This is a genomic window from Hyphomonas jannaschiana VP2, assembly GCF_000685215.1.
GTDB classification, from domain to species: domain Bacteria; phylum Pseudomonadota; class Alphaproteobacteria; order Caulobacterales; family Hyphomonadaceae; genus Hyphomonas; species Hyphomonas jannaschiana.
In genome coordinates, this window is the sequence record NZ_ARYJ01000008.1 from 18,817 (window position 1) to 31,424 (window position 12,608).

At 61.2% G+C, this 12,608-nt stretch carries 7 protein-coding genes; 6 read left to right on the forward strand and 1 reads right to left on the reverse strand.

The features are described from left to right. The first annotated feature begins 152 nt into the window (after window positions 1–152). The 3 genes from secA (at window position 153) to murB (ending at window position 7,154) form a co-directional block, all read left to right on the forward strand. Window positions 153–2,930: a preprotein translocase subunit SecA gene (gene secA, locus HJA_RS12660; protein WP_035582883.1), complete on the forward strand. Its 2,778-nt coding sequence runs from the start codon at window positions 153–155 to the stop codon at window positions 2,928–2,930. Window positions 2,931–3,055: 125 nt separating this feature from the next. Beyond that, window positions 3,056–6,094 carry a tetratricopeptide repeat protein gene (locus HJA_RS12665; protein WP_081814689.1) on the forward strand — a complete coding sequence of 1,013 codons (3,039 nt, stop codon included), beginning with the start codon at window positions 3,056–3,058 and terminating at the stop codon, window positions 6,092–6,094. Window positions 6,095–6,200: 106 nt separating this feature from the next. After that, window positions 6,201–7,154, forward strand: coding sequence for a UDP-N-acetylmuramate dehydrogenase (murB, locus tag HJA_RS12670; RefSeq protein WP_035582885.1), 954 nt, complete (start codon window positions 6,201–6,203; stop codon window positions 7,152–7,154). On the opposite strand, the gene HJA_RS12675 is transcribed toward murB, so the two are convergent. Continuing rightward, window positions 7,151–9,217, reverse strand: coding sequence for a TonB-dependent receptor plug domain-containing protein (locus HJA_RS12675; protein ID WP_155839979.1), 2,067 nt, complete (start codon window positions 9,215–9,217; stop codon window positions 7,151–7,153). The genes murB and HJA_RS12675 overlap by 4 nt on opposite strands. A gap of 255 nt (window positions 9,218–9,472) precedes the next feature. On the opposite strand from HJA_RS12675, the gene HJA_RS12680 reads away from it, so the two are divergent. Genes HJA_RS12680 through ftsA form a run of 3 tightly spaced genes read left to right on the forward strand, consistent with a single transcriptional unit; the run spans window position 9,473 to window position 12,527 of the window. Continuing rightward, window positions 9,473–10,381, forward strand: a complete 909-nt coding sequence (locus HJA_RS12680; RefSeq protein ID WP_035582887.1) for a D-alanine--D-alanine ligase — start codon at window positions 9,473–9,475, stop codon at window positions 10,379–10,381. After that, a complete protein-coding gene (locus tag HJA_RS12685; protein WP_035582890.1) occupies window positions 10,369–11,235 on the forward strand; it encodes a cell division protein FtsQ/DivIB in 867 nt (288 codons plus the stop codon). The genes HJA_RS12680 and HJA_RS12685 overlap by 13 nt, the downstream gene beginning before the upstream one ends. After that, window positions 11,235–12,527: a cell division protein FtsA gene (ftsA, locus tag HJA_RS12690; RefSeq protein WP_035582892.1), complete on the forward strand. Its 1,293-nt coding sequence runs from the start codon at window positions 11,235–11,237 to the stop codon at window positions 12,525–12,527. Before HJA_RS12685 ends, ftsA begins: the two co-directional genes overlap by 1 nt. Window positions 12,528–12,608 lie beyond the last annotated feature (81 nt).

Here is a 12,608-nt window from a genome sequence, read left to right on the forward strand (position 1 = left end):
ACACCCCAATGCGGCGTTCTTAAGTCTCACCCGCGCGCTGGTCGAGTAGGTTTGGCCGGTGTAATCTCGGTGGGAGAACCCGCGTATTCCTGTGCGGTCACACGGTCAGGATCACTGTTTCTTCGCCCCAGACCTGATTGGTGCAGCCTGATATGTTTTCCGTCGCCCGCAAGATTTTCGGTTCCGCTAATGACCGCAAGCTGAAACCCCTGCGCGCCCGCGTCAACCGCATCAACGCCCTTGAGCCGATGATGGAAGCGCTTTCCGACAGCGCCCTCAAAGGCAAAACCGCTGAATTCCGCAAACGCCTGGCCGATGGCGCCACGCTCGACTCTCTGCTGGAAGAGGCCTTTGCCGTCACACGCGAAGCCTCCCGCCGCGCGCTCGGCATGCGCCATTTCGACGTCCAGCTGATGGGCGGCATGATCCTGCACTCCGGCGCGATCGCCGAAATGCGCACCGGTGAAGGCAAGACGCTGGTCGCCACACTCGCCGCCTACCTCAACGCTCTTGAGGGCAAAGGCGTGCATGTCGTGACCGTGAACGATTACCTCGCCAAGCGCGACGCCGAATGGATGGGCCAGCTCTATGGCTTCCTCGGCATGAGCACCGGCATCATTGTGCACGGCGTCACCGATGAGGAGCGCAAGGCCGCCTACGCTGCCGACATTACCTATGGCACGAACAACGAGTTCGGCTTCGACTATCTGCGCGACAACATGAAATACTCGCTGGACCAGATGGCCCAGCGCGGACACCACTTCGCCATCGTCGACGAGGTGGACTCCATCCTGATCGACGAAGCCCGCACGCCGCTGATCATTTCCGGCCCGACGGACGACCGCTCCGACCTCTATATCAAGATCGACGCGATGATCCCGCGCCTTGAAGAGGACGATTACGAACTCGACGAGAAACAGCGCTCGGTCACCTATGCCGAAGGCGGCATGGAAAAGATCGAAGGCTGGATGGAAGAGGAAGGCCTGCTGGAAGGCTCCCTATGGGAACCGCACAATATCTCCCTGGTCCATCACGCCAATCAGGCCCTGCGGGCGCATAAGCTCTACACCCGCGACAAGGACTATATCGTCAAGGACAGCCAGGTGATGCTCATTGACGAGTTCACCGGCCGGATGATGGAAGGCCGCCGCCTCTCCGAAGGCCTGCACCAGGCCATTGAGGCCAAGGAACGCGTCGACATCAAGCCTGAGAACCAGACGCTCGCCTCGATCACCTTCCAGAACTATTTCCGTCTCTACACCAAGCTGGCCGGCATGACCGGTACGGCCCTGACCGAGGCTGACGAATTCGCGGACATCTACAAGCTGGAAGTCATCGACCTGCCGACGAACAAGCCGATCCAGCGGATCGACGAGGACGACGTCGTCTACCGGACGGCCAAGGCGAAATATGCCGAGATCGTCAAGGAAGTGCGCGAGTGCCACGCCAAGGGCCAGCCGATCCTGCTGGGCACCGCCTCGATCGAGAAATCGGAAATCCTCGATAACCTGCTCACCGCCGCGAAGATCCCGCACAAGGTGCTGAACGCGCGCCACCACGAGCAGGAGGCCCATATCGTGGCCGATGCCGGTGTGCCCGGCGCCGTTACCGTCGCCACCAACATGGCCGGCCGCGGGACCGACATCCAGCTCGGCGGCAATTTCGAAATGCGCCTTGAGCAGGAAAAGGAAAAGAAAGAGGCCGAACTCGGCCGCGAGCTGACCGAGGGCGAGACGTCCCTGCTCGTCTCCCAGATCAAGGCTGACATCGAGGTCAAGAAAAAACGCGCGCTGGACGCTGGCGGCCTTTATGTTCTCGGTACAGAGCGCCACGAAAGCCGCCGGATCGACAACCAGCTGCGCGGCCGGACGGGCCGTCAGGGTGACCCGGGCAAATCGAAATTCTACATCTCCATCGAAGACGACCTGATGCGCATCTTCGCTGCCGAGCGCATGGACGCAGTCATGCGCCGCCTCGGCATCAAGGAAGATGAGGGCATCACCCATCCCTGGATGAACAAGGCGATGGAAACCTCACAGCGCAAGATCGAGCAGCGCAACTTCGAGATCCGTAAGAACGTCCTCAAATATGACGATGTCATCAACGACCAGCGGAAAGCCATCTTTGAACAACGCATGGAATTCATGCGGGCCGACGATGTCTCCGACGTGATCCTCGAAATGCGCGAGCATGTGATCGACGCAATCGTGTCCCGGACCATGCCGGAAAAGGCGTATGCGGAGCAGTGGGACATTCAGGGCCTGCGTGAAGCCATGCGCAACGAGTTTGCGATTGACCTGCCAGTCGATGAGTGGGCCGCCGAAGAAGGCGTCGCGAACAAGGAAATTGCCCAGCGCATCCGCGATGCGGTGGAGCAGGTCTACCAGGCGATCACCGCGGCCGTCGGCGCAGAACAGATGCACCGGATCGAGAAGCAGATCCTGCTTCAGGTGCTCGACATGCGCTGGCGCGAACACCTGCAGATGATTGACCAGCTGCGCTCGGTCATCCACCTGCGTTCCTATGGCCAGCGCGATCCGCTGAACGAGTTCAAGTCCGAAGCCTTCAACCTGTTCCACAACCTGCTGGAAGAACTGCGCGCGACGGTGACTCGCTCGCTGATGCACATCCGTGTGCAACAGCAGGCCCCACCGGAACAGGCGCAACAGCGCCCTGCCCCGGCCCAGATGCCTCAACAGCCTGCGCCAGCTCCGGCACCGGCGCCCCCCACGCAGCCGCGTGAAACCCATCTCGACCCTGACACGGGCATCAACGAGATGGACCCGGACGACAACGCCCAGCCGCCCGGCCCGGAACTTCACCAGGCCGAAGACGACTGGACAAACACACCGCGCAACTCCCCCTGCCCCTGCGGCTCTGGCAAGAAATACAAACACTGCCACGGCGCCCTCAGCACCCAGCGGGTTTAAGCCGATTGCTGCGCAAAAAAAATGCGTGCGGCCAGCTGATTTCTACCTTTGCGGTTTCCGTATGAACTTGACGGAGATGCAATTGCCATGAACGCTGGCGCTTCCAGAATGGGAGCAGCAGGCGAATGATTGGAGTTGTGGGCTCATTGTTTGGAGGGGTTCTCTGTTCCTCCCGGCTGGTGCAGGACAAGTTCAGCAAGAGCCACAAGGTTATTGCCCACAATGTCAGTGAGAATTTTCCCAAGAACCATGACGCGCCAAGAGCCGTGCTGAGCGCTGCGGCAACCGCGCTTGAGAAGCTCGCCCGGAGCGAAACAAGAAATTTCGAAACTGCAGCCAGCGCTACCGAACGGGCTGCTGCCGAAGCTTTCGAGCAGAAGCTAAGAAAATGGACCTCTCAATGGCGCAAGGCCTCCAATGAAGACCTTGAGAGTGAAACGGTTCAGGCGCTTGTCGATGGGATCGAAGCGACCCTTGTGAACCTGCCTGCCGGACCGGCAAGCGCGGCAGAATTGCAAAGGCTGAGAGCCAAAGCCATTGCGGCAATCCGGTCCTCAATGATCGAAGCAATTGATCCGCCGCAAGCCTTTCTCGATCGGTTCGATGGAAAAGGAGATGGCCGGGGCTTCTTTGCAGCCTTTGCCGAATATGTTGCAGTTGAGATCAAAACCGAAAGCGCCTTTCAGGCCATCTTCCAGGCAGAAATCCTCTCGGAAATCCGCCTCGGGCTGACAGATGTTCTGCAGGAAGCACGGGCATTCGAACGCCGCAGAAGAGCCGATGCCAATCTTGATGCGGGCATTGAATGGCTCGATGATATTCTGACCACGTCCGGGATCCCGACCCAACGTCCTTCCGCGATGGTGCTCGCAAAATACCGTCTTATGCAGTTCACTGATTTCGACGGACGCCTTAGCAAGCTTGTGGAATGGGCCTGCAACGGCACCCGGCACGCAACAGAGGCGAAGCGGTCAGTCGCCGGGCGCCTTTATGTCGGGGACGGAGGCGTCGGCAAGACCCGCCTATCGATTGAGCTTGCCGACGAACTGGATCGCCGCGGCTGGGAAGTCGCGCGGATCTCCAGTCTCTCCGATCCCGCAGGAATATGGCGCACGGTCGAAGGCGCATCGGCGCCAAAAGGTATCCTCGTCATCATCGATTATGTCGAAGCGAAGAAAGACGCCCTGCAAAAGCTCGCCTTCGAGGCGGAGCGGCTGGCCAAAAGCAGCGGCCCAAACCTGCGGATCCTCGTTCTTTCCCGGTCTGCCCAACCCTGGTGGGAGAGCGCCCTTTCGGAAAAAGGCATGGAGATATTCGAGCGCGTTCCGTTCGACCTGGGGCAGGCAAAAACCGGGCTTCCGCCGGATGTCCGCGAACAATTGTTCGATCATTCCGTGAATGTGTTCCGCGCGAGGCTTCAGCCGCTCGGCCTCGCCGGAGACCCTACCCCACGACCGGACCTTTCGGCGGATACGTTCGAGCGCCCAATCTCGATTGCTTTTGCGGCCTATCTGACCGCGCGCGGGGAATCCGCCTCATCCGGGCTCAACCTGATCTCCGACATGATGAAAGAGGAAGAGCGCGGCTGGCGCAGGTATCTGGCAGCAATCGGCGCCAGTGCAGATGCAAGCCGTCTTGAACGCATCCGCCGCGGCGCTGCGCAGATCACGCTCCTTCAGGGCGCGGACGTCCCACTGGCCAGAGCCTGCGTCGGCCTGGACACCTATTTCGGCCCGCAAACGCCTGCCGAACTTACACAAACCCTTGCTGAGCTTGGGCAATTCTATCCGGCGGACACAAAAACCGGCGATACGATCAGCGCCCTGGAACCCGATATTCTGGGAGAACGGCTGGTGGCTGATGTCAGCGCCTTTCCGGAAGGAGCTGATCTATTATCGCAAACACTCGCCGCCGCATCGGACTTCGACACCTTCCCGGTCAAAGCGGCGGCGGCACTCCAGGTCCTGATCCGGGGCACGGCCCAAAACCCCGAAGCCGAAACGCGGGAAAGGTTTCACCAATTCATTGATGTGCTTACGCGCAACATCATTCAGAGCCAGCTTCCAATTCAGGCAATTAGTATTTTGAGTATTGCTCTGCCGGAACAAACCACGGCGCTTCGCGCCCTGGCTTTGGCGATTGAAACTGAGCATTTACGCTCGGACAGCGGCGACATGTCTCCAGAACGCCGGGCAGGAATTCTCAATAATCTGGGGAACCGCCATGCCGCCCTCGGAAATCGCGAGGACGCCATGCAGGCAGCCCAGGAAGCCGTTGAGCTCTACAGATCGCTCGCTCGGAAGAATCCCGACACCTTCAACCCGGGTCTCGCCATGGGTCTCAACAATCTGGGGAACCGCCATGCCGACCTCGGAAATCGCGAGGACGCCATGCAGGCAGCTCAGGAGGCCGTCGACCTCTACAGACCTCTCGCACGGAAAAACCCAGACGCCTTCACCCCAGATCTCGCCATGGGTCTCATCAATCTGGGGGTCGACCATGCCGCCCTCGGAAATCGCGAGGACGCCATGAAGACAACGCAGGAGGCCGTCGACCTCTACAGAGCGCTCGCACTGAAAAACCCCGACGCTTTCAACCCGGATCTCGCCATGAGCCTCAACAATCTGGGGAACCGCCATGCCGACCTCGGAAATCGCAAGGACGCCATGCAGGCAACCCAGGAGGCCGTCGACCTCTACAGAACGCTCGCACTGAAAAATCCCGACGCTTTCAACTCGGATCTCTCCATGAGCCTCAATAATCTGGGGAACCGCCATGCCGCCCTCGGAAATCGCGAGGACGCCATGCAGGCAGCCCAGGAAGCCGTTGAGATCCGCCGGACACTCGCACGGAAGAATCCAGACGCCTTCAACCCGGATCTAGCGATGAGCCTGTCCGTTCTGGGAGATTGTTACTTTGCCCTTCAAGACTGGCAATCGGCGGAATCCGCCTATCTCGAAGCCGCAAAGATTCTTCGACCTTACTTCGAGAAATATATGGATCGCTATGGCGGTCTCTGGATAACGAATTGCGTAGATCTCGCCAAAGCGTGCCTAGCGCAGGGGAAATCCGACGGAGAGGTTCGGAAAGTCCTGAATGATCTGGGAGTGCCCGATGAGGTTGCCGAGCAGATGATTGAAGAGGCGAAAAAACGCCTGCCCTGAAACGCTCGTGACCTGTTCTTTCCTGCTGCGGGGCACCTGATGACCATCATGTCAACATTACGCCCGCCCGCTTGACTTCGTGGGCAAGTCGGGGGAACGCCAGCGTATGACGGCATTTCCACTCCCTCCCGTGCGCGGAAAAATCATCGTGAATGCGCCGCTGGCGCCCTACACCTGGTTCCGGGTCGGCGGGCCGGCGGATGCCCTGTTCCTGCCGGCTGACGAGGAAGACCTCAGCGCCTTCCTGACAGCGCTGGACCCGGCCGTGCCGGTCACGGTGCTCGGCGTTGGCTCAAATGTCATCGTCCGCGATGGCGGCATCCGGGGCGTCGTAATCCGCCTGATGGGAAAATACTGGGGCATGGCCCAGGCCCTGGACGGGATCACAATGGAGGCCCGCGCCGGGGCGCTGGACCTGTCGGTCGCAAAAGCTGCTGCGCAGAACGGCATCCGGGGCCTCGAATTCCTCTCCGGCATTCCAGGCTCCATCGGTGGCGCGACACGCACCAACGCCGGATGCTACGGACGGGAGCTGCGCGACACGCTGGTCGCCCTGCATGGTTTTCGGCGCGACGGATCACCAGCCGCCTATCGCGGGCCGGGCAAGCCGGGCGCCCAGCCGGAAGCGCATTTCTCCTATCGCCACACGGACCTGCCGGATGACCTGATCGTCACCCGGCTCATTCTGGAAGGCAATGGCACGGACGCGCCGGAAGCCATCTTGTCCGACATCGAACAGCTGCAGGCACGCCGCGCCGACACGCAGCCGATCAAGGAAAAGACGTCCGGCTCCACCTTCGCCAATCCCGACCCGCCGGGCACGCCGGACCAGCGTTCCGCCTGGAAGCTCATCGACGCGGCCGGATGCCGGGGCCTGAAAGTGGGCGGCGCGCAGGTCTCACCCAAGCACTGCAACTTCCTGATCAATACCGGCGACGCCACCGCCGCCGATCTTGAAGCGCTGGGCGAACTCGTCCGCCGCCGGGTGCTGGAAACGCAGGGCGTGGAGCTGCGCTGGGAAGTGCGCCGTGTCGGACAGTTGGCCAGCGAGACGGCCTAGAGCGTTCCCCGCAATTCAAAAATCGCAATTGGGCCAAAGCGGCGGTTGCGGTCTTCAATCGAAGCGACCGGGCCCAGCCTGTTGGTCTCATAGATCTCCCGCCGGAAATTGTCTTTCTGGTTCAGGAGGTTTCCGACCGCCAGTGTGGCCGTCAAACCGAACACATCCTTGTGCTCCACGAACGCATAGGCATAGCCGGGTGTGGAAGCTTCAACGCCGCTTTCACCAAGCTGGTAGTAAGGGTTGCGTTCGAACTTTTCCGCAAAGGCGCCCCACGCCCAGTCCGTTCCCGGAACATCCTGCCGGAACTCCATGTTTACATAGTAAAGCTGGCTGTCATTAATCCGGCGGACCTCTCCGGTCAGCGGGTCGGTGACCTCGGAATCGTATACTTCGGCAAAGCTTGTCAGTTCACCGCCCGGAATACCAAGCTTGGCAAGCTTGAGCGTTGTGTCGAGCGTCACACCGATTTCCCACGCCGTATCAAGATTTCCCGGCCCGTCGCCTGTCCCGATCGGCACGCGGTCGACGATGTCTTCAATGTCGGAATAATAGGTGTTCAGCGTCGCCGCCCCCCAGGCACCAAAATCCTTCTCGGCCTGCAGGCTCCACTTCCAGGCCTGTTGCGGCACGATTTCGGCATTGCCCGAATTGCCATTGTCGGCATTGAGGTTCACCGAGGAGATGAAGTCGAAGAAATCGAGCTGGCCGACTTCCCTGTCCAGCCGCGCCGTCAGCTTCAGCTTCGGATCGGCCTGCCAGGACAGGCTGACAAAGCCCTTCGGCCGGGTGAATTCCCGCGCATTGGTATTGTCGCCCGATTGGGTGAGTTCGGAATATTCCGCCCCAAGAGAGACCTGCAGCCGCAACGCCTCTGTCAGGGCGCGCCCATGCGTGACGGCCGCTTCCCAGCGGTTCTCCTCAACTCGGGAGTTTGCGCCCGGTAGAGGAATGATCTCGAACGGCTGACCGTCCCGCGCGATACTCAACCCGGTTTCGGCCTCAAGGAAATTGAATGCGTTCTCGACAGAGACCTGCCAGTCGCGCCCCTCACCCGTCGCCCAGGCATATTCGCCCCGGCCGATATATTCACCTTCATCCACGGTCTGGCTGAACCGCGTTTCCGAGAAATCGGATCCGTCGACCACGCCGATACGGACAGAATCATTTACCGGGCTGTTCTCGCGGCGGATCAGTCCGATCGCTTTCAGGCGGCCCGGCCCGAATCCGAGTTCATAGTCCCCGCCAAACTCGGCATTCCATTCATCCTCCCCGCTCAGGAACAGACGGCGGCCTTCCAGGCCATCGACAGGAAAGGTCTTCGAAATTTCCTTCCGGTCGAACTGATAGATACCGACCCGGCCATTGAGGTTCGCCACCACGCCGCTTGACGGCGTCCAGGAGAGCGATCCGGATACGGATGCATTGTCGGCGATGTTGGTCACGTCTTCCTTGCGGCGCTCCAGCAGCGTGCCACCGGCCGTGGTGATCGATTCCCAGCCCGCATGCGCGCCGCGTTCCGGCAGGCTGCTCGCCTCGACGCTCCAGTTGAGGCGCTCGTCACCGCCCGACAGGGTGACCACGCCTTCATGGAAATAGGGTGTCAGGTTTTCCCGGAAGCGGGATTTCCAGCGCCAGGTGCCGGACATGCCCCCTTCTCCGTCGGTCGTGACATTCACCACCTGTCCGGACAGGCCCGGAATATCCAGTGTGGTGCCGTCGACCACTTCGATACGCACAACCCGCGTGGCTGAAATCCGCCCGAGCGCCGCTTCGGCCCCGTTTGATTTTCCGGAGACGCGCTGGCCATTAATCAGGATATTGCCGCTGGCCTGGCCGAAACCGCGCGATCCGTCATCATCGCCCTGGATGGAAAAGCCCGGAATCCGGTTCACCATGTCCAGCGCGGTTTGGGGATTATATTGCGCGAAATCGGCCGGCGCATAATCGCTGACGGCAGATGCGGGCGTGCCGGCATCGGGCTCCGCCATGGCTGGGAATGCTGTAAGACCGGCTGCCGTCAGGGCGGCAAAACTCGACAATAGGGTATGGCTGACAGCCACGGGGCGCCTCCTGCTTCCTCGCTTTGGTGAAGAGAAACCGGCGCCCCCGCCAGCGACTCATCTTTTCGTTATTCGATAACGACTACTGATGTAGTCGACATGGTGCAAGAGTACCGGGTCATGACATTTTCGTAATCCGGCCGTGCCCTGCCGCCGCTTCGCCTCGCTTAAGCCCCTATTCACCGGCACGGAGCAGAAAAGACAGTTAGAAACAGGTGAGCCCGGCGGGCGCACCGGGCAGGAAGGACTTTCAGAATGAAACGTGTCGCAGTCATCTATGGCGGCTGGTCCTCTGAACGTGAGGTCTCGATTTCCTCAGGCACACAGATGCTGAAAGCGGCGCAGGCGGCAGGCTATGATGCGGTCGGCATCGATGCGGGCCGGGATCTGGCCGCCCAGCTGGCAGAGGTGAAGCCGGATGTCGTGCTGAACGGGCTGCATGGCCCCTGGGGCGAAGATGGCTGTGTTCAGGGTCTGCTCGAGATCATGGACCTGCCCTATTCTCATTCCGGCGTACTGGCGTCCGCCCTCGCCATGGACAAGCTGAAATCGAAGGCAGTCTACCGCGCTGCCGGGCTGCCGGTTGCCGAAGACAAGCAGGTCACCCGCGAAGAGGCGGCCGCCGCGCACCCGCTTGAGCCGCCCTATGTCGTGAAACCCGTCAATGAAGGCTCCAGTTTCGGCGTCCTGATCGTCCGCAAGGGCGCGAATGGGCCGCCACAGGAATTGCTGGGCGAGAGCTGGCATTATGGCGACTATCTCATGGCCGAGGAATTCATTCCCGGCCGCGAACTGACCGTCGCCGTGCTGGGCGACCGGGCCCTCGCCGTGACAGAGATCACGACCTTAAGGGACTATTACGATTTCGATGCAAAATATTCAGCTGGTGGATCACGTCATGTGATCCCGGCAGACGTGCCTGAGCACATCACCGCCATGGCGATGGACTTCGCCTTGCGGGCACATCAGGTCCTTGGATGCCGGGGCGCGACGCGATCCGACTTTCGCTACGACGACAAGAGAGACCGGCTCGTGATCCTTGAGACTAATACCCAGCCAGGCATGACGCCGACCTCACTTGTCCCTGAACAGGCCGCCTTCGTGGGCATGTCCTTCGAAGACCTGGTCGCATGGATGATTGAGGACGCTTCATGCCGAAGATAAGCCGCAACCAGCCCCCTCCGAAGCGCAAGCGCGAACCGATCACTTTCGTGGACGAAGTGACCGGTGAGGAAGTGCGCGTCTCATCCGTCCTGTTCGGCTTCGTCATGCTGATCGCCATCATCGTGGCGCTGGCCGCCTGGATGGGCGGGTCCATGTCGCAGATCGAAAACCGGTTCGCCGGCTTCATGGACGATACCGCCCGCATGGCCGGTGTCTCTGTGAACGAAGTCTCCGTTCTCGGCCTCGAACAGGATCCAGGCCTGCAGCAGGAAATCCGCGCCGCTGCGATGATCGAACCGGGCGAAAACATGTTCCGCGCCGATCCTTACATCATCCGACGCCGCGTCGAGGGCACCCACAAGGTGCTGAACGTGCGCGTGCACCGGCTCTGGCCGGACCAGGTCGTGATTATAGCGGACGCTGCCGAGCCGGTTGCCATCTGGCATGACGGCACGGAGTGGACCGTGGTTGACGGCCTCGGCCGTGTGATCCCGGATGAACGCGCCAGCGACCATCCGGATCTCGTGCGTGTCGCCGGACGCGGCGCGCCGGAAGCGGCCCCTGCCCTTGTCAAAGCCCTGGCCGATGCCCCTGCCGTCACCAGCGATCTTGCCATCGCGACCCGGATCAATGACCGCCGCTGGGACATGCGCCTCATCTCCGGCGCCACGGTACGCCTGCCGGAAGACATTGACCTGACCAACGCGCTTGGACGCCTGAGCGACCTGCAGGTGCGCACCGCCCTGATGCAGCGCCCGCTGAAAATGATCGACCTGCGCAATGCCGGGCGCGTCTATCTCGGTCCGGTGAATCCGCCGAACTTCAATGCGCGTGAAATCGCGGCGCGGTCCTGATGGCGAACGTTCAGTCCCGCCGGGCCCCGCGTATGGGCCGTTCAAGCACCGGCACGGTGGCGGCGCTGGACATCGGCTGTTCGAAGATCACCTGCCTGATCGGCCGCAATGACGGCACAGGCCCGCGCAGTTTCCGCATCCTTGGCGCCGGACGCCAGCAATCGCGCGGCTTCACCGGCGGCACGATTACCGACATGGAAGGCCTGGAACGCGCCATCCGCCTCGCCGTGGAAGACGCTGAGCGCGAAGCCGGCGAACAGATTTCCAACGTCATGCTGGGCATCACCGGCCAGAAGCTGGCCTCCACACTGGTGACCGCCCGCATCGCGATTGACGGACGCGAGATCAACCAGAAAGACGTGCGCCGCATCCAGGCTCAGGCACTGGCGAAAATACCGGCGCGCGGCGAAGAAACCCTCGCTGCCTGGCCGGTTGCCTACCGCGTCGACGAGCAGGAAGGCGTACGCGAGCCACAGGGCATGTACGCCAATGAGCTGAACCTGCTTCTCTCAGTGGTCACCGCGCCGAAATCGGTCGTGAAGAATCTCGTCGAATGTGTCGGCCGCGCGCATATCGGCGTGACGGCTCTGATCCCCTCCTCCATTGCGAGCGGTGCGGGCACACTGATCGACGACGAAATCGAGAATGGCGCCATCTGTATCGACATGGGCGCTGGCGTGACGGCCGTCTCGGTTTACCTCAATGGCTCTCCGGCCTGGCTGGGCCTCGTGCCTGCGGGCGGATCGCATGTGACATCCGACCTGGCACAAGGCCTCGGCACGACGTTCGCTGCCGCCGAGCGCCTGAAAAGCGTCTATGGCACAGCCAACCTCGAAGGTCCTGGCCTCGCTGAAAGAATCGAAGTCCCGCGCCTTGGCGACGATGGCCGCCTGCAGGCAACGCGCATGGAGCGCGGACAGCTGGCAGCGATCATTGCACCGCGGGTCGAAGAAACGTTCGAATATGTCCGCAAGACGCTGGATTCCAGTGGTGTACGCAAAGTACTCCCTCACCGGATTGTGCTGACGGGCGGCGCATCTCAGTTACCAGGCGTGCGCGACGTCGCAAGCCGCATCCTGCAGGCGCCAGTACGGCTTGGGCGACCGACCATCGCCGAGTTTCTGGGCGAAACACTGGCAACACCAGCTTTCTCCACAGCCTCCGGTCTGCTACTGTACTCCGAGTTGGGGTTTGCGGACGCAGTCAGGGCAGCTGCTTCGCGCAAGGACGGACCAGAGTCGAGAAGCGGCGTGGTGAACAAAGTGTTCCATTGGCTCGAAGAAAATTTCTGAGCCGATTTCACTCCACTTAACTGCTTCTTAGCCGCATCACGTCATCTTGCCTCACGGCAGGGGTCCGCGAACGAGTAGAGT